General features: G+C 62.8%; 15 protein-coding genes. 4 read left to right on the forward strand and 11 right to left on the reverse strand.

Annotated features, from left to right (window positions below):
* Positions 1–50 precede the first annotated feature (50 nt).
* Positions 51–1,880 carry a type III secretion system outer membrane ring subunit SctC gene (gene sctC / locus SB786_RS02370; protein WP_410726005.1) on the forward strand — a complete coding sequence of 610 codons (1,830 nt, stop codon included), beginning with the start codon at positions 51–53 and terminating at the stop codon, positions 1,878–1,880.
* Between the two features lie 320 nt (positions 1,881–2,200).
* On the opposite strand, the gene SB786_RS02375 is transcribed toward sctC, so the two are convergent.
* On the reverse strand, positions 2,201–3,787 hold the full coding sequence (locus SB786_RS02375; protein ID WP_410726006.1) for a glycosyl hydrolase family 18 protein: 1,587 nt from the start codon (positions 3,785–3,787) through the stop codon (positions 2,201–2,203).
* A gap of 1,056 nt (positions 3,788–4,843) precedes the next feature.
* On the reverse strand, positions 4,844–5,206 hold the full coding sequence (locus SB786_RS02380; RefSeq protein ID WP_410726007.1) for a hypothetical protein: 363 nt from the start codon (positions 5,204–5,206) through the stop codon (positions 4,844–4,846).
* Positions 5,207–5,343: 137 nt separating this feature from the next.
* Between SB786_RS02380 and SB786_RS02385 the strand changes: the two genes are divergently transcribed.
* Positions 5,344–6,147: a Crp/Fnr family transcriptional regulator gene (locus SB786_RS02385; protein ID WP_410726008.1), complete on the forward strand. Its 804-nt coding sequence runs from the start codon at positions 5,344–5,346 to the stop codon at positions 6,145–6,147.
* A gap of 172 nt (positions 6,148–6,319) precedes the next feature.
* Here the strand turns inward: SB786_RS02385 and SB786_RS02390 are convergent, their stop codons facing one another.
* The 4 genes from SB786_RS02390 to SB786_RS02405 form a co-directional block, all read right to left on the reverse strand.
* Positions 6,320–7,864 (reverse strand): mannose-1-phosphate guanylyltransferase/mannose-6-phosphate isomerase, encoded by a 1,545-nt coding sequence (locus SB786_RS02390; RefSeq protein ID WP_410726009.1) that lies wholly within the window; start codon positions 7,862–7,864, stop codon positions 6,320–6,322.
* A gap of 232 nt (positions 7,865–8,096) precedes the next feature.
* Entirely contained in the window at positions 8,097–9,377 is a 1,281-nt protein-coding gene (gene murJ / locus SB786_RS02395) for a murein biosynthesis integral membrane protein MurJ (protein ID WP_410726010.1), read from the reverse strand.
* Positions 9,378–9,587: 210 nt separating this feature from the next.
* Positions 9,588–10,781: a glycosyltransferase family 4 protein gene (locus tag SB786_RS02400; RefSeq protein WP_410726011.1), complete on the reverse strand. Its 1,194-nt coding sequence runs from the start codon at positions 10,779–10,781 to the stop codon at positions 9,588–9,590.
* Positions 10,782–10,845: 64 nt separating this feature from the next.
* Positions 10,846–11,928 (reverse strand): sugar transferase, encoded by a 1,083-nt coding sequence (locus tag SB786_RS02405; RefSeq protein ID WP_410726180.1) that lies wholly within the window; start codon positions 11,926–11,928, stop codon positions 10,846–10,848.
* Positions 11,929–12,609: 681 nt separating this feature from the next.
* Between SB786_RS02405 and SB786_RS02410 the strand changes: the two genes are divergently transcribed.
* Both SB786_RS02410 and SB786_RS02415 read left to right on the forward strand, forming a co-directional pair.
* Positions 12,610–13,854, forward strand: coding sequence for a glycosyltransferase family 4 protein (locus SB786_RS02410; RefSeq protein ID WP_410726181.1), 1,245 nt, complete (start codon positions 12,610–12,612; stop codon positions 13,852–13,854).
* The gene (locus SB786_RS02415; protein WP_410726012.1) at positions 13,838–15,271 is read left to right on the forward strand and encodes a hypothetical protein; all 1,434 of its coding nucleotides are present in this window, start codon (positions 13,838–13,840) and stop codon (positions 15,269–15,271) included. The genes SB786_RS02410 and SB786_RS02415 overlap by 17 nt, the downstream gene beginning before the upstream one ends.
* Here SB786_RS02415 and SB786_RS02420 read toward each other — a convergent pair.
* From SB786_RS02420 to SB786_RS02440, 5 genes are all read right to left on the reverse strand, one after another.
* Positions 15,183–16,511, reverse strand: a complete 1,329-nt coding sequence (locus SB786_RS02420) for an O-antigen ligase family protein (protein ID WP_410726013.1) — start codon at positions 16,509–16,511, stop codon at positions 15,183–15,185. The genes SB786_RS02415 and SB786_RS02420 overlap by 89 nt on opposite strands.
* 66 nt (positions 16,512–16,577) lie before the next feature.
* Positions 16,578–18,926 (reverse strand): polysaccharide biosynthesis tyrosine autokinase, encoded by a 2,349-nt coding sequence (locus SB786_RS02425; protein ID WP_410726014.1) that lies wholly within the window; start codon positions 18,924–18,926, stop codon positions 16,578–16,580.
* Positions 18,927–19,099: 173 nt separating this feature from the next.
* On the reverse strand, positions 19,100–19,984 hold the full coding sequence (locus SB786_RS02430) for a polysaccharide deacetylase family protein (protein WP_410726015.1): 885 nt from the start codon (positions 19,982–19,984) through the stop codon (positions 19,100–19,102).
* 81 nt (positions 19,985–20,065) lie between these two features.
* A complete protein-coding gene (locus SB786_RS02435; RefSeq protein ID WP_410726016.1) occupies positions 20,066–21,334 on the reverse strand; it encodes an NAD(P)-binding domain-containing protein in 1,269 nt (422 codons plus the stop codon).
* Positions 21,321–22,538: a carboxylate--amine ligase gene (locus SB786_RS02440; RefSeq protein WP_410726182.1), complete on the reverse strand. Its 1,218-nt coding sequence runs from the start codon at positions 22,536–22,538 to the stop codon at positions 21,321–21,323. The genes SB786_RS02435 and SB786_RS02440 overlap by 14 nt, the downstream gene beginning before the upstream one ends.
* Positions 22,539–22,543: the final 5 nt, after the last annotated feature.

Genomic DNA, 22,543 nt, shown 5'->3' on the forward strand with positions numbered 1-22,543 from the left:
CGGCGCGCGCCTGTCCGACCGACGGGCGCGCGTCCTCACCGGACGGACCCATGAAGGCCAAGATTTCCATTTTGCTGTCCCTGATGTGCTCGCTTGCGAGCCTTTCCGTCGATGCCGCGCCGATCCGCTGGCGCAGCACCGAAATCCAGTACGCGGCGGAAGGCAAGGACGTGAAGGACGTCCTGCGCGACCTCTCCGCGAGCCAGAACATCGCGGCGAACGTCGCGCCCGGCGTGAGCGGCGCCGTCAGCGGCAAGATGAAGATGTCGCCGCAGCGCTTCCTCGACACGCTCTCCGCGTCGTTCGGCTTCGTGTGGTACTACGACGGCACCGTGCTGTACGTGACGCCCGCGAGCGACATGAAGAGCACGCTCGTCAAGCTCGATCACGCGAACATGGGCGACCTGCGGGACTTGCTCGAGCAGATGAAGGTCGCCGATCCGCGCTATCCGGTCACCTACAACGCGCAGCAGCGCACCGCGCTCGTCGCGGGGCCGCCGCGCTACGTCGAACTCGTGACGAGCGTCGCCGCGCGGCTCGACGAGAATTCCGCGCGCACCGGCGGCACGACGATCCGCGTGTTCTCGCTGAAGCACGCGTGGGCCGCCGACCGCGACGTCAACGTCGACGGCACGACGGTGACGATGCCGGGCGTCGCGTCGCTGCTGAACCGGATGTATCACCCGGGCGACGGCAAGCGCGCGTCGCAGACGACCGTCGGCAAGCCGATCAGCCGCGCCGCGCCGATGACGGATCTTGGCGGCGGGCGCGGCGGCGTGCCGCAATTGCCGCCGCTGCCGCCGTACATGCAGGCCGCGCAGTCGGGCGATGGCGCGGGCATGCCGGCCGGCGGCCTCGGCGGCCTCGGCGGTCAGGGCGGTGATCCGCGTCCGAGCGGCATGGTTGCCGCCGCGATCGCCAATCCGGGCGCGGCGCGCGTGTCGGGCGCCGGCTGGCCCGACGCAAGCGGCGGTGCGAACGGCGTACCGGTGGGCGTGAGCGATTCGACCGACCTGCCGGTGATCCAGGCCGATCCGCGCACGAACGCGATTCTCGTGCGCGACGTGCCGGAACACATGGCGCAGTATCCGGACCTGATCGCGCTCCTCGACGTCAAGCCGCGCTTGATCGAGATCGAGGCGCGCATCATCCAGATCGACGAAGGCGCGCTCAAGCAGCTCGGCGTCGACTGGCGCGCGCACAACAGCCATATCGATCTGCAGACGGGCACGGGGCTCACGTCGCAGAACGCGTATGCGAACGGTTCGCTGAATCCGACATTCGGTTCGATCACGCTGCCTGGCAACGATTCGGTTGGCCTGCCGGCGAGCCCGCTCGGTTTGTCGCTGACGGCCGTGCTCGGCGACGCGGGCCGCTATCTGCTCGCGCGGATCAACGCGCTCGAATCGTCGAACCAGGCGCGCACCGACGCGAGCCCGAAAGTCACGACGCTCGACAACGTCGAAGCGGTGATGGACAACAAGAAGCAGTTCTTCGTGCGCGTCGCGGGCTACACGTCGGCCGACCTGTACAGCATCTCGACGGGCGTGTCGCTGCGCGTGCTGCCGATGGTCGTCGAGGAGGGCGGGCGCACGCAGATCAAGCTCGACGTGCGGATCGTCGACGGCGAGCTGTCGCAGCAAACGGTCGACAACATTCCGGTGATCGTATCGAACGAGATCAACACGCAGGCGTTCATCGAGCAGGGGCAGGCGTTGCTGATCGCCGGCTACAAGGTGGATGCGCGCTCGAGCACGCAATCGGGCATACCGGTGCTGTCGAAGCTGCCGCTCGTCGGCGCGCTGTTCCGCTCGACCGACAGGCAGGACGGCCATAGTGAGCGGCTCTTTCTCGTGACGCCGCGTGTGATCGAGCCTTGAACGGGCGGCGGCCGGCTGCTTCGTGGCGGCGGGCGAGCGTGCGCGTGGGCGAGGTGCCGGCGCGCAATGCGTTCGCCCGTCGATCTGTCGGACCGTCAGGCCCAGGCGGTTCGGCCGCGCGGCTGGGCTTCAGGTTCATGTACACAACAGCCTGGATTACCTTCAGACGGTCGAGTTCTCGCATGTTCATGGTGATCAGTCCAGGATGGCCTTCAGTCGATCGACTTCGCGCAGCGTCGTTAAAAGACCGCGTACCTTGAGCGAGGGATTGGGCACGCGGACCGGCATGCTGGACTCCAGCTAAAAATGCTTTGCTAGCGTTAACGGTTCGGGGTCACCCCGGTGGGCTTGGTGGCGGCGGTGGCGCTGCGCAACTCGCCCATGGTGGACAGCAGTGAGCCTTGCATATCGTCGCCATCCAATGACCAACTGAACACGCCGCCCAGCTGCTGGGCTTTGACATAGCCCAGCTTGGTGCGGATCACATCCGGTGTGTCATAACTCCAGAACTGCGTGCCGTCATAGCTCCACAGCTGCTTGGTGACGGGATGCACATAACGCGCGCCTGCGCGGCCCCCCAGCACACGATAGTCCTCGTAACCCGCCTCGTAAGTGCCGGGCGCGGGGCCGGTGGCGTTTTGATACAGGCCATTGCCATTAGGGCCGGCGGCCACGCCGGTCCAGCCGCGGCCATAGAAGGGGATGCCCACATTGATGCGGTTGCGGGCCAGGCCAGCGCTGACCAGGGCATTCACCGCGTCGTCGATATCATAGAACTTGGCGTCGTTCTGGGCCGGATTGGCCGGATCCGGGTAGAGGTTGGACTGGAAGTTGGTGGGGCCCTGCGCTTCCCAGCCGCCATGGAAGTCATAAGACATCACATTGGCCCAGTCCAGGTAAGCGCCGTAGTTGCTCGGTTCGGTATTGCGGATTTTGTCCACTCCGGCGCCCAGCGCGGCGGAAAGGTAATAGCGACGCTTGTTCTGCTGGCCCAGCGCATCCAGCTGACGGCGGAACTCCGCCAGCAGCAGGGTGAAGTTTTGCTTGTCCGCCGCGTTGTAATGATTGGTGGGCAGGCCACCGGCCACCGGGTATTCCCAGTCGATGTCAAAGCCGTCAAACACGCCCAGCGCCACACCCTGTCCCCCAGCGTTTTCTTGTTGCGGCAGGTTGCCCTTGATGTAGAGGTTGATGCAGGAGGAAACCAGCGCCTGGCGGCTGGCGTCGCTGGCGGCTACGGTGGAGAAGTTCTTGGACCAGGTCCAGCCGCCCAGGGAGATCAGTACCTTGAGCTGCGGATTTTTCAGTTTCAGCTTACGCAGTTGGTTGAAGTTGCCGCGTAGTGGGGTGTCCCAGCTGTCTGCCTGGCCGTCCACGGACTCCGCCGCGGAGAAGCCGCGCTGGTAATCCGCCCAGGCGTCGCCGCCATCGCCATTGCCGCTTTCCGCCACCGTGACCATGCCGCACTGGCCGTTGGCGTAGACATTGCCAAAAGCGTAGTTGAGCACGGTGAGTTTTTTATCGCCGCCGCTGGCCGCCAGGCTTTTCACAAAGTACTGGCGCTGATAAATGCCCCATTGGGTGAAATAAGAGCCCACGTTGTAGCCCACGGTGGGCGTGGGTTCCGGCGGCACGCCGCTGCCTGAGCCGCCGCCGCTGATAGGCGCGCATGAGTTGGCGGCGCGCTGCTGCCAAACGGCCCCTTGGCTGGCTGTAGGCGTTTCCCCTCGCGTCCACCATTGCGCTTGCCAGGTTTGGCCGTTGTACAAGGCGTAATCGCCCGCGTTATAGATCTGGCTGGATTGCCAGGCGCTGCAGCTGGGCAGGGCATAGGCCGCAGAGCTGGCCACGATGAGGCTGCTCGCGCCGATCAGGGGCAGGCACAGGCGGTGAATCGAACGTTGCATTACATTCTCCTTTGCTTTACGGCGGATGCCGGTGATGAAGCCTGGCTTACTTTGGTATGTATTTGGTATTAAATTGGTATCAGTATTGGCCAGGATTTGGGAAATGCAAGGAGAATTTCGGGGCGCTTCCGGAAATCTATGGTCACCCCTTTTTTGCAAGACTGATTTCGATGTCGTTGTTAGCTTGCGTAAATCTATTCGGCGTCGTTTAGGGGAATGACTCCCCGCGCCACGATGAGATTCGCGCCTGGCGGTCCTAAAAACGGAAGCAGTCTCGGGCATTGGTGCTTGGAAAACGATTATTTAGAAAAATCCATCTTGATCGGCTGCAGATGTCGGGGGTAATCGATATCCCGAAAAATCCGGCGATGACAATGTGATAACTGTTAAGTCAACCTGAATACGCTGTTGAAGCGCATCGTATTCTTGAACATCGGCACGGATATGCATTTAAATGCGTAACAATGTCCACGGCGGGGCCCTGCGCGAGATCCGCGCTCGCATCGCTCTCCATACCCGAAGCAGGCGCGGAGGGCTGCGAGTCTCGTTGAGACGTCGCAGCCCGAGCACGCGCTCGAGGGCTGGTTCGACCGCAGCTCATTGCGCGGCTCACGGCGCGCACCTGGCAAACCACGGTCCGTGACGGCGTTACGAGGATGGAGCAGGAGGCACCACGGGCATCACCCAGCAATGAGTATGAGCCTCCCGAGCGAGATGGCCGACGGCGTGCGGCAGCGGGTCGCCAGCGGCACCTATACCACGTCAGAAGTAACGAATCCGCAACGCGCTGCGCGGGCTCGCGGCAACAAGCCGAAGTGACCGACCGCCATTCGATTCGGCCGCGCCGTGGCACCCTTGTATCTGGTATCAGATGAACTGCACCATGGTTGCGCTCCGGCAGTCCAAACCGCCGCCAGCATGCGCCGAAACCCTTGGACTACGACATTTCAACTTTGCTCAGATGCGACATTTCTAAAAAGCTACTACAAATTAAAAATTCGATCATCAGCATTATGTCAAGTTAAAAACTTACCCGATGACCGCGTTGAAATTACGTCAGCAGGCCCGCCATAGGGAAAGCACCGTGAACACTTCTGAATCAAATTCGATCTCGGCCGGATGTCGATTTGCTGCAGACGCAACCGCCTGACGTGCCGTGCGCAGCGGACGTGCCCGGGTCATCTCCATGAAAACCCAATCCAAATCAAGCACCTCGGTTGAATCATTGGGTAGACCGCCGCGCCGCTCGCCGGGAAGGCGGCGTTCGAAATTGAAACACAACTCGATTGTCGATGGACGTATTTCCGCAAGCGCTCGCACTGACGACTCGTTGCGCCATATCAGTGCTTGCTTTCCGCTCGGTTGGCATGTTTCTAGCTCTACATGTTGCCACTTGCTCGATAAATACAGCATCTGCATTTGGGCCGCATAGCCTTGAATCGACCCACCGGTACTGCCCCTGCCCGCTGGACATCCGGCAGATCAGGGCCAGCCGCGCAAACCGGATGCGAATGCAACAAGCTGCGTCACGTGCGGCTTCGGATGGAGAACTTGACATGTTGGCGCTGCAATCGGATCTTCACGGCAACCATCTCCTCAGCGCACTGCCATACGATGAATGGCAAGCGCTCACACCGCACCTCGAACTCGTTCGTTTGCGCGCGGAGCAGTTGCTATATGACTCGGGGCAGCGGATCCATCACGTCTACTTCCCGACCACAGCGGTCATCTCCATACTCTACATGATGGAAAACGGCGGTTCGGTCGAGGTAGCCGCAGTCGGCCGCGAAGGCATGACCGGCGTGCCCGTCCTGACCGGCGGAGAAGCGATGCCCAACCGCGTCCAGGTGCAGTACGCCGGCTTCGCGTATCGAATAAGCGCTCAGGCGCTGAGGCTCCATTTCGCGCGATCCGAATGCATGCAGCGCCTGATGCTGCTCTATATGCACGCGCTGCTCACCCAGATCGCGCAGATGGCCGCGTGCAACCGGCACCATTCGTTGAACAAGCAGCTTTGCCGGTGGCTGCTGATCGAGGTCGACCGAGTCGATTCGTACGAACTGGCGGTAACCCAGCAACTGATCTCGGAAATGCTGGGCGTGCGGCGCGAGGGCGTCACCGAAGCGGCCGGAAAGCTGCATCGCGAAGGCCTCATCCTCCATAGCCGCGGCCATATCCGGGTGCTGGATCGCAACGGTCTCGAAGCGAGCGCCTGCGAATGCTATGGACTCGTCAAGCGGGAGTTCGACCGCTTGTTGCCGCATCGGCACCGCGCGGCCCTGCCCGAGGTAGGCCCGGTTGGGCGGCCGGAGGGCGAAGCGATTTGCAGCCTCACCCCGTTGCACAGCCCCTCTGTCTAGCGCGTGAACACGCCCTAACCCGCATGTGAAATGCGGCAGCGGTGCACCGGGCCGCAAACGCGCTCGGCGCGGCGTTGCCGTGCCCGCGACGAACCGACGGCCCGGCACGCGTGGCACCAGGATAAGGCGAGCGACGCCGATGCGGCGGATGTCGCAAGCGCTTCATTCGGCATCACGCGTGCGAGTCGCAGCGCCCATAGCTGTCGTCGAAACGAACGATGTCGTCTTCACCCAGATACGTGCCCGATTGAACCTCGATGATCTCGAGCGGGACTCTACCCGGATTCTCGAGCCGGTGACGCACGCCGACCGGGATGAAGGCCGACTCGTTTTCGGTGAGCAGCACCTGCTCGTCACCGCGCGTGACGAGCGCGGTGCCACGCACGACGACCCAATGCTCCGCGCGGTGGTGATGCATCTGCAACGACAGCCGCCCACCGGGCGATACGACAATATGCTTCACCTGATAACGCTCGCCGCGATCGATCGAATCATAGAAGCCCCATGGGCGATGCACCTTGCGATGCGAATCGGCCTCGGGCGCCCGCTCCGCCTTGATGCGCGCCACGAGCCGCTTCACGTCCTGCACGTGCGCCCGGTCGGCCACGAGCACCGCATCGGCCGTTTCCACCACGACGACATTGGCGGTACCCACGCATGCCACGAGGCGTCCGTTCGAATGAGCGTACGTGGAAGCCGCACCTTCGAACATGACGCGTCCGCGCGCCACATTGCCGCAATCGTCCTTGTCGAGCGCGTCCCAGACGCCATCCCACGAACCGAGGTCCGACCAGCCGGCTTCGAGCGGTATGACAACCCCGTCGCACGCCGATTCGGGCATGCCGATGCGCTCCATGACCGCATAATCGATCGAGTTCGCGTCGACGCGGGCGAACGCGCCCGGCTCGGGATTGAAGACGCTGCCGCTGGACGCGCCTGCGACGAACGCAGCAAGACACGACTCGTGCATGTCCGGCTGCAGGCGTTGCAACGTCGAGAGCCAGACCGACGCGCGTAACACGAAGATGCCGCTGTTCCACCAGTAGCCGCCCTCGGCGAGGTACTCGGCGGCGCGGTCCGCCGATGGCTTCTCGACGAACCGCTCGATCCGGTGCGCGCCGTCGCCGATCGCGGCACCGACGCAGATGTACCCGAAACCAGTCGCGGCGTGAGTCGGCGGCACACCGAGCGTCGCGATCGCTCCGGCTTCCGCATGGCGCGCGGCCAGCGCAACCGCCCGCTTGAGTGCCGGTGTGTCCTTGATCAACTGGTCGGACGGCATGACGACCAGGATCGCGTCGTCGCCGGCGGCGCATGCGAGCGAGGCCGCCAGTGTCAACGCGGGCGCGGTATCCCGCCGCACGGGCTCGACGATGAACCGCGCGTCGATTCCGCCCGCGCGCAGTTGCTCGGCGATCAGGAATTGAAGATCGGCGCCGCACACGACGACAGGCGAGTCCGACACCTGCCAGCCGGCCGGGAGATCGGTCATTCGCGTTGCAGTGGCTTGCAGCAACGAATCCGAGCCGACGACGTCGATCAGTTGCTTCGGATAATGCTCGCGCGAAATCGGCCATAGGCGTGTGCCCGAACCGCCGGCCAGGATGACCGGCAGAATCCGGGTACGCGGCAGCGCCGTCGACTGATCGACGACCGGACGGGACGCCGGCTGCCGCCCTTCGTCGATGTCGCACCTCTCTGCTTGCACTGATGACATGGTATCGCTCCGCTCTCGAGGAACACGCCACCGTCTCCTGCGACTGAAGCGCATTCAGACGCGCGATGCCTTCCGGACGATCGCGCCCGCCCTTTCACGCATTCACTGTAAGTCGCGTCGATTTCGCAGACCGTGCGTAACGACACATTGGACGTTCGATTCGCGACATGCCCGGTTCATCATGTCGTCGCCACCCGCTCCGCGCCGCGGCCGAGCAGCGAATGGACGACGATCATGACTTTCGGTACCCACTCGCGGTCGCCGTTCGAACGTGCCGATCCCACACCATGAGCGATAGATGGTACGCGAACGCACTCGCGGCGGATGCCGCCGTTGCGAGCACGATACCGACGATGCCGAACCATCGGATCAACACGACATTGGCGAGCGCCTTGACGATGAAGCATGTGATGGCCATGCCGGCCAACGCCTTCAGGCGCCCTTCGCTCGCGAATAGCTGCAGCAGCACCAGTTGTGCGAAATAAAACGGCAACTTCACGAGACTCCAGCGCACCAGATGGGCGACGGTGGCCGTGTCCGCATCCGTGAACGCGCCGTGTTGAAAAATCAGCTTGATGACGAACGGCGCGAGCGGCCAGACGATCGCCGTCACCAGCACGCCAACTCCCAGCATCAGGAAGGACCACTTGAGCGCCATCTCGCGTGCCCTCGCCGGCTCGCCGCTGCTCTGGATATCCGAGAACACCGGCAATGTCGCGCGGCCGATGGCCATCGCGCCCACGCCCTCGAGCAGCGTAATGAGCCGGCCCGAATAGGAGAGCGTCGCGATCGCGCCATCGCCCAGCCCCGCGACGAAATACTGATCAAGGGGCACCGCAAGGCTCAGGACGAGCTGGCACAGCATGAACATGCCGACCGTGCGATGGTTGCGCGACCATTGCGGCGAACGCAGCGAAAAAAAGAATCGGGTTTGCACACCGTCGGTGGTGCGCGCGAGCGTGCCGAGCCACGCAGCTTGCAGCAGGAAACCGATCGTCGTGCCCCACATCAGCGGCGCGGGCGAACTCCCTTGCTGCGAGACGACCAGAAAGAGCAGCACCACGACGGCAGGCAGGGCCTCCAGCAAGGTGTTGATGTGGCGCTCGCGCGCCTGCAGGCGCGCCGCGAACACGCAGATCGTCATCATCAGGATGCCGATCGGGCTCATCGTCATCAACATCGTGCGAGACATCTCGCGCGTCTCGGCGGACAGGTTGCGCTCGAACAGTCCGAGCACCCAGGGCCACGCAACAAGCAACACCGTTGCGCAGACGCTACCGAACACGAGCGCCACCATCTGCAATTCGCCCAGAAAGCGGGTCTGCTCGCCCACCGGCTGCGTGCGTAATCCGACCAGCGTGGGCACCAGCATGATCTGAAGCCCGACGACGAATGCCGCCGGCAGAAATGTAATCAGGTTGAACGTGAGCTGGTAGGCATCGACGACCGGGCTGATGCCGTAGTGGTAGGCGATCGCCATTTCCCGCAGCGCGGCCGCGACTTTGCCGAGCAAGACAAACGTCGAAACCCAGATCGCGCCCCGCGCGATCCGCAAATGGTCGGGATGAAGCCGAGACAGGCGGCTCCGCCACGCTGCAATCTGTGCAATCAATTCACCCTCCCTCGAATGCACCGCGTGGCGAACATCGCGCGCGCGACCGGTACCCGGCGAAAGTCGCGCCGCGAACGCGCGGTTCGTGCCCGGCGGCCCTCCGGCACGCCCTCAATTCCCTACCGCGACGGATCGCCCGTGCGCCTCGCATATGGCGTTGTCGACGACCCGCAGAAACTCGGTTCTGAAGCGCTCCGCGGTAAAGCGAACCGCATTGCCGCGACACACCTCCGGACGCATCGGCTCATGCGCTTCGAAGCGCGTGATCGCATCGACGATCGCCGGTACGCTCTGCTGCATGAAAAACAGGCCCGTGCCGTAGTTCGGATCGTGCGACTCGATGACCGTTTCGAGCGCCCCGCCCCGGCCGTACGCGATGACCGGCGCGCCGCACGCCTGCGCCTCCACGATCGTGATGCCGAAATCCTCTTCCGCGGCGAACACGAACGCGCGCGTGCGCCGCATCAGGTCGATCAGCACGGGTGTCGGCTGATACCCGAGCAACGTGACGTTCGGCCCCGCCAGCGCCTTCGCCCGCTTGAAGTCGGGTCCGTCGCCGACGACGATCAGACGTCGATTGGGGAGGCTCGCGAACGCCTCGACGATCAGCGGGATACGCTTGTACGGCACCATCCGCGAGGCGATCAGATAGAAATCCTCACGGTGTGTGCCGATGTCGAAACGCTCGACGTCTACCGGCGGATAGACGACGGTCGAGCCCACTCCATAGATCTTGCGAATCCGGCGGCCGATAAAGTCCGAGTTCGCGACGAATGCATCGACACCATGCGCCGTGCGATGATCCCAGATCCGCATGTAATGCAGCGCGCTGCGTGCGAGCCAGCTCTTCGGTCCCTTCGTCACGCCGGCCTGGATCAGGTACTGGTGCTGAAGATCCCACGCGTAGCGGATAGGCGAATGCACATAGCTGACATGGACCTGGTCGGGCCCGGTAATGACCCCCTTCGCAACCGCGTGGCTCGACGAAATCACGAGGTCGTACGCGGAGAGATCGAACTGTTCGACGGCCAGCGGCATGAGCGGCAAGTACGTGCGAAAAGCCGTTCGCGCACGAGGCAGATGCTGGATGAACGAGGTCTTCGCATGCTTGCCGCCCAGCGCGGCGCGATGCTCTTCGGGGAAGAAGTCGACGATGCTGAACAAGTCCGCGTCAGGCCAGATCCGGATGATCTGCTCCAGCACGCGTTCCGAGCCGGCATACGTCGTCAGCCAGTCGTGCACGATCGCCACCCGGCCGAACCTCGAATCGCTGACGGCCGTATCGCTTTGCGTCACATGAGCCATGTCGACATCTCTTCAGTATGTGCGGGAAGGAATCGATCCCGGCGACAGGATCGTGCCCGGGTGATCAGTACGCGCCGTGGCCCTTGACGACCACCTTGATCGTCCTGAACAGGATCGCTACATCCCGAAGGAGCGACCAGTTCCTCACATAGGCCACATCCAGCGACACGCGCGTCGCATAATCGGTATTGCTGCGGCCGCTGACCTGCCAAAGCCCCGTCATGCCGGGCCTGACCTGCAGGTAGTACTTGACGTCGGCGCCGTAACGCGCGAGCTCTTCATCGACGATCGGCCGCGGCCCCACCAGACTCATCTCTCCGCGCATCACGTTCCAGAGCTGCGGCAGCTCGTCCAGGCTCGTGCGGCGCAGAAAGCGGCCGATACGGGTCACGCGGACATCGTTCTTGAGCTTGAATCCACTTTCCCACTCGGCGCGAGCCTGAGGATCCGTGTCGAGAAGCTGCTTGAGCATCTGGTCCGCGTTCACGACCATCGAGCGGAACTTCATGCATCGAAATTTGCGGCCATGCTGCCCGACGCGAAGGTGTCCGTAGAACGCCGGCCCGCCGTCACACCATACGACGACCACAAGCGTGATCAGCAGCGGCGACAGCACGACGATCAGCAAGGCACCGCCGACCACGTCGAAACAGCGCTTCACGATCTGCCATGCCGGCACGGACGAGCGCGCTTCGCCGGCCGATGCCGGGGCGCCGCCGCCGATGCCGTAACCATGTGCCGTCTGCCAATGCCCGAGCCATGCCGGCCGCGCGACAGAGAATGCAACGAGGGTGACCGTATGTGAAACGAGAAGCGAAATCCCGCTCACCAGGGTCCAGTAGATGAACCACGGCAACAACGGAGGCTCGCTTCGATGAATCATGAACAGCAATACAAGGCCGCACATCTGCACGACGAACCACGCGAGCGTCGTGCGACTGATCGCGCTTGCGAGCGACTTCATGCATCGCGCGGAGTAGGTGCCGCAAGCGGGGAATACGGACAGTGCAAGCGCGGCGACGAATGCGACCAACGAGGGATCCAGTCGGTGTGGACTGCCCATGTCGGCCATACCGACGTGGGACGTGCCGACCGCGCCCAACACGATCAACGTGACGTCGATCGCTCTGTGGAAATATCCAGGCATTTCAGGTTCCCCCAGCATTGCAGCCACCGCGACGGTCGTGACGCGAAACCGCCGACGTAGCTGGTCCTTCCGCTGATGACGACAGCACCGACCGCGGACCGGAAATGGCGGCTGGCCCCGTCCCTGCGATACTCGGCGTCTGTCGCACGCCACCCCGATTCATGACCAATCGTACGGAAGGAAGCACGCGGGCTCTGTTATGAAACCCACAAAGAAACACGGTAATTCCGCAAAGCGTCTCTTGACGGCTCGTTTTAATTAATTGAACTTTTCATACCGAATCGGGCGGGCGAAATTCGTTCGCGTTGATTTCTCATACGATCATGGAACGAGCGATTGCGCCGTTATCACACGCAACGTTTCCCTCTTGAAACGACAGATTCCCGCCACGCCCTGATTCCACGCGCTGACGATTCACTCCTGTAACGTTTTCCATCGAATTCGGCATTTAAAAATGCCGCCTCTCCGCGCTTACCCTTGGCACGCCTCGTTTCTTCCACTGCTGGCATACCGCATGCTGAGATGTGGATCGAGAAAATCCAGCGCGTATTCGTGAATCAATAGCGGCACCACTCGCCATTGATCCGTTCCGGATCGAAGCCATTCCAATCATCCATCGCCATCCGCCCGAAACCATCGCGTCCTGATCCTGCGGCGGAACGGCACGCTCCGAGGTCTCTTATGCAAAGCAAGCGCGTGCTGATCGTGAACGACTACGATGCCTTCGGCGGGGCCGAGCAGGTCTATCGGTTGTCTGTGGAGACGTTGCGGGAGATGCCCGATGTCGTGGTCGAGAAATTCGACAAGGGCGATGTCGCGGAGGCGAGCCTGGCCGCCAATCCCGTATGGAACGTTCGTGCCGCGCTGGCGCTGGACAAGACGATTCAGCAGTTCATGCCGGATCGCATCTGGCTCCACAACTATCACGGCTATATGTCTTCGTCGATTCTCGGCGTAATCAGGCGAAACAGGCAGCGGTTCGGCTACAAGACCTATCTGACCTGCCACGACTACCACCTCGTGTTTCATAACCCACTGATGCTCTATTACCCACGGGGGCGGGTGGTGCCGGTCGCGCTCGATGACATCGGCACGCTGCGTCCGCTGATGACACGCTCCAGCCCGCGCGGCTTCGTCTACGACACGCTCAGGAAAATGCACTGGCTGGCCATGGACCGGCTTACCGATCCGCGCAGCGCCTTCGATCTGTTCCTGTGCCCGAGCGTATTCATGCGGGAAGCGTTGCGCCGGCGCGGCATCACGAACAGCGTGTTCTTCCCCAACCCCGTTGCGATTCCGGAATGTCATCCACGGCGCGCTGGCCGACGCGATTCAGGCCTGCAGCTCGCGTTCATCGGGCGAATTTCGGCGGAAAAGGGCATCGGCCAGTTCCTCGAGCTACTGGCGGCCACGCAATTTCACGGCGTGCGGCGGATCACGCTGTTCGGCGACGGCCCCGACAGACGCCGGCTGGAAAGCCAGTACGCTTCGCTGATTGACGCAGGACGTGTGTCGTTCGCGGGCAGTCTGCCGCACGCCGAGCTGTTTCCGCGTGCGCGCGTGCTCGACGCGCTGGTGCTCCCGTCGATTTGCGGCGAGAACGCGCCGCTGGTGATCGTCGAAGCGGCCGCGCTCGGCATGCCGATCCTGGTTCATGATCTCGGCAGCATGTCGACCTTCGGTGACGAAATCGGCAACAAGATCAAATATTCGGCGAACCCGGCAAGCCTCACGGCAGCACTGCATGCGCTCGCCGATCATCTCGCGAACGCGCAGCTGTCGTACGACATCGGCTTGTACATGAAGTCGCGTTACGCGGGCGAGGTAATGCGTCACTTGTCGCTCGGCGAGCCGAACACCGAGCTGCCCGCCGAAACGCGCGATCCAGTCGCGAACGGAGCGCCCGCCCATGTGCCGTCCCATTGAAATGACGCGCGCGGCGCGCGGCGCGTGCGTTGCGTTTGCGCTGGCGGTACTGGGAAACGCCCTGCCGGCATGGAGCGGCGCCGAGACGAATCCTGCGCCGCGCACGTCGCCGGCGCGACATCGAATCACGGAGCTGATCGGCGCCAATGGATGGCCGAGCTCGGACGAAGATATTCCGTACTGGCAACGCATGGGCCTTGGCTGGGGACGCGATTCCGTCGGCCCGGGTCAGCCCGGCCCGCACGACGGCCGAATCGATATTGACCGGACGGGCCCAAGCTACGGCCTGGAATTGCCACCGATCATATTGCGCAACAACCGCAACGGCATCAAGTCCCTGCTCTTCGTCGGCTATACCCCGGCATGGAATGCGTCCGCGCCCGGAGACGGGTTTTCCGCGCCGAAGGACGTCGCGGTGTGGGAACGGTATGTCGAGGCGGTCGTGAAGAAGTATTCGGCACCGCCATACAACGTCAAGTACTTCCAGATCTGGAACGAGGCGGCCGGCCCGCTTTCGGGCGGCTCGCCTCAAGCCTCGTTCTGGCATGGACCGGGTAACAACCGCAATCCGGCGCTGGCCCGCCCGTACGCCGACGCGATGCGCGACTATGTCGAGCGGATTCACATACCGGCAGCCAGAATCATCCGCAAGTATCACGCGTACGTCGTCTACGGCGGCTGGCCCGACCAGGGCGGCCTCGACAACTACATGCGCTGGCTCGAATACACCAGCCCCACCGCTCACGCCCGAATGCTCGATTGGGTCGACTATCTCGACGTACATTATCTCGGCATCGACAGCCTCGACCGGCTTTACCAGCGCTACGTCGCCACCGGCAAGGTGCGCGGCTTGTGGCAGACCGAGATGGGCGATACCTACATCAGTAATCCGAATTACCTGCCCACGTACTTCTTCGATCTTGCGGCGTGGGCGCTCGATCGGAATTGGGACGACCCCGACAAGTACGTGTCGATGATCTATCACTGGGATGGCAGCGAGCCCTACCGGCTGACGCATCGCGGGTCGACGCGCGTCTATAACCCGTCCGGGCGCTCGCTGATCACGCTCAGGTCCGTCTTGTCGGGCCCGCTCGCTCCGTTTCATCACCGGATCGAATTCAGCCCCGAACTGTCGGGCAACGCGCTGATTTCCGGCGAAAGCATCGTGTTCCAGGTCGGGGGCACACCTGGGCGCAGATGGCTTTCGGTCGACGGCCTGCCGGCACCGGCATCGGGCAGGTTTCGCATCGATTACGTCGATGCCATCCTGGGCACGCCGATTCCGGAACCGCGCCTCGTCTCGTCGTGGGCCGGCGGTCACCTTTCGATCAGCTTCTACGTACCGGAGCCGCGGCCCGGCGCCGACGACAAACCATGCCCGTGTCTTGGCTATCTCGTTGTGACGCCGCTGCGGTAAGCGCCATGCCGCCCGTCGCGGGACGCACCACTTTTGCCGCTGCACCCACGCGCCGCACGCGCCAGGACAGCAGCAACGACACGACCAGCGCAAGAATCAGGACATTCGACGGCGTGGTCAGGCGGTGCTCCGTCGTGCCCATCGCGAGCAGGCACACCGCGGACAACTCGACGAACGTATACGCGCCGACACTGCTGCGGCGAGCAGGCAGCGTCGATGCGGCGCCTTCCACTGCCCATTTGACGAGATACCAATAGAAGGCCAGCATCAGCGCGAGACCGATGACGCCCAGCTCCGCCGCGATATGCAGGTAGGAATTGTGCGCATGCGCATCGGTATGGAACACGGTGACGTCCCGCGGCTGGCCGACAACACCGAAATAGTTCACGACGTCATGCACTTCGTCGTCGAACGACCCGACACCCATCCCGATGATCGGGCTTGCTTCGAAATACGCCAATGCTCGCGGCCACAGCCATCCGAAGCGCACGTCCACATTGGCCGTCTTTGCGTCCGCATCCCGCACCGTGTGCTCGTGGGCCATGTAGTCGACTGCCGGTTGCGTGTGGTTCCAGGCCGCGCCGAAGGAGAACGCCACTACCCCGGCCATCAGCACCGCCACCAACCAGCGCTTGCGGCCCAGCAACAGGTACGCGATTGCGGTCGCCCCCCCCAGCATCGATCCGCGACTGTAGGTGGAAAACACGAACATCGCGTTGAGGATCAGCAACCCGAGCACGAGCTTGTCGGGGCGCTTCACGTAACAGGACAGGCCGAGACAGAACAGCATTGCGAGGAAACCGCCGGCGGCGTTACGGGCAATGAAGTAGCTGCCGAATGAGTCGTTGGCGTTCGAAAATATCGCCAACAGGCCGTTTTGCGCGACATAGACGGCATAGGGCGGCAGGTTCGCGAGAACGGCAAACACGAAGAAGCGTCTCAGCGCCTTGTCGAGATCCAGCTCGTGCGAATACAGGCAACCGGCAAGAATCGGCGCATAAGACACGAAGAAGTTGCCGTCGTGGCGGTAGAAGTCGTACGACAGCAACGCTTGCGGGTCGTAAAGCAGCGTCGACCCCAACGCCAACAGCCCGAAGACGGATAAGCATGTCACGAACGGCGGATAGCGCCGGTCGAACAAGCGCCACGCGCAGAGGCAAATCGGCGCGAAGCCGATCGCACTGACCGGGATGAAGTTCGTGACGCTGAAAAGCAGCGCGAGGAGCGTTATGTAGACCACGGAAAGCAGCTCGAATGGTGTCGGATAGTGTTCTCGCCAGCGCCCTCGGGGGCGCCGGCGACGTCGTTACGTGATTTGCCGCCTGGCCGGCTCGTCGTCGATATAGGCGGTCGTGTATTGGTAAAGGCGCTTGTCGCTGCGCCGGATGGCGACGGCATTGAACACCGGGCCGATCACGCGCGCGCCTGCGCGCTCGAGCCGGCTCAGCGTTTCCTCTATCTCGCGCTCGGTCTGCACGTTTGCACGCAGGACGAGAATCGTCGCGTCGGCGCTGCGCGCTGCCATCGACGCATCGCTGACGGCCAGCACCGGCGGCGAATCGACGATGACGAAGTCGAAACTGGCACGGAACTCGTCCAGCAATTCGTTCATCCGGGGTGTCGACAGCAATACCGACGGATTGGCGGTATACGGCCCCGTCGAGATGAACGACAACCTGTCGTCGAGGATCGGCCGAATCGCCTGACGTGCTTCGATGTGCCCGGCCAGCAGATCGGCAAGACCGCATGCGCGCGGCTGCCCGAAGCGAGCGGCGAGATTGCCGCGCCGCAAGTCGGCGTCGATCAACAGCACCCGACTGCCCGTTTCCGCCAGGAGCACGGCAAGGTTGGACGCGACGAAGCTCTTGCCGGTCGACGGCGTCGGGCTCGTTATCACCAGCACCTTGCTGGGCAAGTCCGCCATCTCGCTCACGACCGCGGTGCGCACGCAGCGCAGCGCCTCGACCGAGACATCCTGAGGGCACCGCATCGCCAGCAGCGTGGAGCGCAAGTCGCACGTCGGCGGCGCAGCTTCATCCGGGACGCCTGCACGTCCGTCCGGAATCCGGGGAGCCGACGCATCGCCGCACGTATCCGGCTCGCGTTGCATTGCATCGACCTGCTGCAGGCAACGCGAGAGCCTGACCTGTTCTTCGCTGAACGGGATCACGCCCAGACCGGATAGCCGGAAGCGCCGCTCGACGGCAACCGCATCTTCGATCTTCGACGAAAACCGGCGCGGAACGGTGACGAACAACACGCCGCACATGAGCCCCAGCACGCTGCCGATGGGGATGATGAAGGCGCTCTGCGGCTTGATCGGCGCCGCGGGTCGCACGGCGGCATCGAGGATGTGCGCGTTGCCGATCGTGCCGGCACGCGTGACCGACAACTCGTTTGCCTTGCCGACCATTGCCACGTAGATCTGCTCGGCGACTTTCGCATCGCGTGTCATATCGGCCGACTGGCGCGCGGCGGCAGGCATGCTTGCAAAGCGGGCCTCGAAGTTCCGCTTCGCCATGTTGAGCTGGCCGAGCTGCTGATCGATAGTCCGGACTTGCGTGCTCTCCGGCGTGAAGCGCTCGAGCATTTGCGTGCGCTGAATCGTGAGCGTCGCAATCTGTCGGTCGAAGTCCATGATCCCTTGCAGGTAGACTTGGCTCTCGCTGGCCGGCTGCAGCGAAGCGGTCGCCGCCTGATGCTTGGTGAGCTTGTCTTCCGCCACCTTCATCTCGGTACGCAGGCGCGGCAACTCGCCGTTGACGAATGCCAGCATCCGGTTGGCCTCGTCCTGACGGTATGCAATATGCGAGGCCATGTAGTTCTGCGCGATATCGTTGGCGACCGCGGTGGCACGCGCGGGGTCGGCGCTCTCGTAGGAAACCTTGATGAGGCCGGTATCCGCGCCCTGCTCGCTTACCCGCAGATCGCTCAAGAAGCGCTGCATGGCGTCGATTTCGTTATAACGGGTGACCCCAAAGCGCATCCCCGACCGCGCCACCAGTTGCGTAATCAGGATCCGCACGCCATTGCCGGACGCCTCCTTGCCCACCGCCCCTTCCACCAGCACACGTCCATTCGGATCGGCAAGCCGATAGCCGCCATGTTGCAGCGCGATCAATTCCAGTTCCTTGCTTTCGAGACTGGCCGGCACGTCCAGGACGGCAATATCGGCTCGCTCCCCGCCCCAGCCGTAGTCGCTCAGTCCCAGCCAGGGCGCGGCGAGATGGCCGGGCGTCGCAAATCGCTCGGCAATCTGGCCGAGCACCGGCACGACACGCGGCGTCACCGACACGAACAACCGGTATTGCTCGATGATCGGCGTCAGCACCGAGCGGCTGCGGATAATTTGTATTTCGGTCTGGCTCAGTTGCGCCATCGGCGTGGCGGGCTGCTGCGTCTGCGTCTGCGTGTTCGGCTGCGCAGCGATGCCCAGCCCGCCGGAATTCGATCGATCGACTTGAAGAACCGCATCGGCCGAGTAGACGCGCGTGGCCAACACGCAGTAAAGGCTCGCCGCCAGCGTAACCGCCGCGGTGATGAGGATGACGGTCCAGATGTTGTCGATGACGAAACGCATCATCTCCTTCGGAGATGAACCGCCGTTTTCATCGCTGGCATCGAACGTCCCCATTTCAAGCTGTCGGGCAATCATGTCAAATGCTCCTTATGCACGACTCTTTCGAAATCCGAAATATATTCAAACCGCAGTTGTCGGGCTTGCGATATCCGTAGTCTGTCATCGGCTGGCGCCGTGTATGTTCACCAGCGCACATTGCACGTTCCATATCTCCGACGCGCTGGCGTATCGATAGGGTCGCGGCCGGATCAGAACTGGGGAAAATGCCCACGCAAACCGCCCCCCTTGCGCAGATAACCCAGAAACAGCGGGATGCCCGTCAAATTGCAGATGAACCACCTGAGCGATGCGCGATCATCGATGATGATGGTTTTCAGACGGAACGCGTCGCTACGGTGATCGTTCCAGCCGACATCGCAGGTTCGCGCGCTCTTGTACCCCGCCGCCTTCAGGAGATTGATTTCCCGCTTGCCGTAATTGCCGTTCGGATAGGCGAAGTGTTCGCAACGGTTTCCGGTCAACGCCTCGACTTCGTGCCGGGATTCGATGATTTCCACTTTGCATTCGCTGTCGCCGCAGCGCGTCAGTATCGGGTGAAAGCGCGTATGCGCCTGAAAATCCACAAATGGGCGCATCGCTTCGAGCTGTTGCGTGTTCAGCCCCGTTGGCTCGTCGTCGCCATCCTGGTCATAGCCGTGGACACGTAGCTCGGCGAGGCGTTGATCATTCGCGAGTCGCTTCAGGCGCTCGACGCCAAGCCGCTCCGCGGCTGGATGCAACCACCAGTGTCTGCGCGGCCGGCAGACAATACGGCTGCACAGGAAAATCGTCGGTCGCACCTTGTGCTTGATGAAGATCGGCAGCAGGCGGGCATTCCCCGCAAGTCCATCGTCAAACGTGATGGCCGCGCGCGGACGCCCGTTCCCCGGCAAACCGCGTGCGTCGAGCGGCACGAGATCGCATATGGTTTTCAGGTAGGTGAGGTGTCGATCCAGCGTCGCCGGATCGGGGTCGTGGTAAAGCAGGATCGCCACGCGATCGCGCCATAGCAACGCGCGAACCATATGGTCGATGCCGAACGTGATGACACATCGCGAAAGGATCTCTTTCAATATGGCTTTACCCGAGATCATCGTCGACTCTCCGTATCGTTGCGCATTCGAGCAACCGATTCGAATGGTTCCGTTCGGCAACGTTGCGCTGGTGCGGGTTTCCTATAACGAACCGTCTCGCTCGCTCGTCGGCTCGAGGAGTTGGCCTGCCGCGCCGCGCCATCCGATCTTTGCCGTCTCGCTTCGATGCGCGTTGCCGATGTGCCATGCCACGTGCGGAGCGGCGTGTTTTGCCCCGTAGACGAAACGCATCACCGGACCAAAGGATTGCGCGGAAGCCGGCCCGATCACGTAAAGCCCGCGCACCGTCGTCTCGAAGTGGCTCGTCAGCACCGGCCCGCCGCTGAAGAGTGAAATCGAATCCATGATTTCTTTCGAAATGAAAGTGTGCCGCGTCATGTCGGTCTTGAATCCGGTGGCGACAATGACATGCGAAGCCGTGACGGTCGACTCTCCGTTCCCGTTCGCGACCCGCAGCGCCACCTTGTCGTCATCGATTGCCGCGCTTCGCACTTCTGTGCCGAAGGCGATCGGGATTGTGTCGACGACGCGATCATGCAGCCACCACGCGCCGGAGGGGCCATGCAGTCGTTCGATGAGGTCCTTGCGCAATCGCTGGCTCAGCGCGTGAAAGACGTGCGGATATTCGCAGAGCACATGCGTTCGCCACCCACGGCCCAGGCCAGCGTCCGGACTCAGCATTTTCGACACGAACGAGCGCTCGGTTTCCGGCGTCGGATTCCACTCCACCGACCGATCTCGCACCAGCACGCGAACGCTTGCGCCAACTTCATTCAGGAGCGCAGCCAGCCCGAGCGCCGATTGCCCGCCACCGACGATGACGATGTCCCGTCCGGCGGCCCAGGTCAGGCTGCCGTACTTTTCGGAATGAGACACGTGGGTATCTGGCAAACCCTGCAACACCGGCGGTGTGTGGGCAAATCCCTTCAGGCCCAGCGCCATCACCACCCTGCGCGCGTCCAGCGTGCTGCCGTCGCTCAGACTCAGGTTGAAGCCATCGTCGCTGCGGCGCAGGTCGACGACTTCGACCGGCCGAGTCTCGGCGGCGAGGCTCGATTGGAACCAAAGCCCGTAGTCCACGAAGGTTTCCAATGGCACCTTCATGCCCACCGGCTGATATTGGATACCCTTCACTCGGCAATAGTCCTTCAGCGTATAGCCGCGTCGCGGCGCAGAGAGATCCGAAGCAAATGCCTCCGAGCGCATGAGCATGCCGGGCGGCATGTAGTTTCTCCACGCGCACATCGGCTGACCGAGGATTTGATGCGGCACGCCGGCGGCCTTCAGATGCGTCGCGAGCGACAAGCCGTACGGACCTGCGCCAATAATTACCGTGTCAGTCGATGGCATTCTTTGCCTCCCTGAGTATTTGTTGCGCAATCCGGGTACGCTTTTTTTCCCGCCATCCTCTGACTAAGCGGCGCAGAGGACCGATTGCGCAGTAAAACTGCAACGCCGGCAACGGATCGTTCCATCGGAAGTAGCCGTCGATCATCCTCGTATCGGCACGCGTCAGGCGAGGCGGAGGCCGGTCGAGGAACGTCGCGCGCCACGCGACCGCTGCATGATTCCTTTCATCGGGCAATGGCGGAAAGCCGAGTTCGTATCGATACGCCGCCGCGGGAATATTGACCCCGCACAGCGTCGCAATTTCCTCCTGCCAATCCGTCCTTCCGACGGTCGGCTCGATCATCACGAATTCCTTGTAGTTATCGTCCCATTTGTATTCCATGCTGCCCATGCCCACCATGCCCGCGCAATCCGCGAAGTCCAACGTCATTGGCTCGAGGACGTCGCGCGCTTCATCCGCGGCGACGCAAATCGCCGTATTGCCGACGTCGGGGGGATTGCTCAGAACCTTGCGGCCGGTGAACACGCTGACGACTTCGCCGCCCGCTCCGCGATAGAAGAGCGTGAAATGAATATTGCTGCCCGGCCCTTCGATCCATTCCTGCGCGACGATGCCGCCCGGTGAACTGAGCATGACGATCGCGTGTTCACGCGCCTCGCTCAACGTCCGCACGCGCACCGCCCGCTCTTTCTTCCCCGTCAGCACGTAGCGCTTGTCGTCCGGCTTCAGCACGCACGGAAAGCGCAGCTCGGCGAGCAGGCCGAGGTCGGCCTGAGTCTGCAGAATGACGGAGCGCGGAACCGGGAAACCGTGCTGCAACGCAAATTCATGAAACGACGACTTGCTGCTCAGGAGCTTGACGTTTCGATCCTCGGGTAGACAGAAGCAGAACCATTTCGCCAGCTCGTCGCGGTTCTCGGAAACGGAATGAACGGCATCCTCATCCGTCAGCAGGAGCACCGGGGGGCGCGCGAACGTCGCGCCGAGAGCGGCCATGTCGTCGACAAACTTCCGCCCCACGAAGCTTCGGATCAAATGCCCGCGGACATGGCGCGACCAGAAGGCCGGCTCGATTCGTTTGCAATCCACTGCGACGATCGGAACCCGCTCGCGGGCTAGCGAGCGGACAACGCCCAGCCCGTTGAGCGAGCAGCCGACCACGACAACCGCGACCTTCTGGTCAGAATCGTATGCGTGCGACATGGAAA

The sequence above is a fragment of the Burkholderia sp. SIMBA_062 genome (assembly GCF_046534765.1).
In the GTDB taxonomy this organism is placed as follows: Bacteria; Pseudomonadota; Gammaproteobacteria; order Burkholderiales; family Burkholderiaceae; genus Burkholderia; species Burkholderia ambifaria.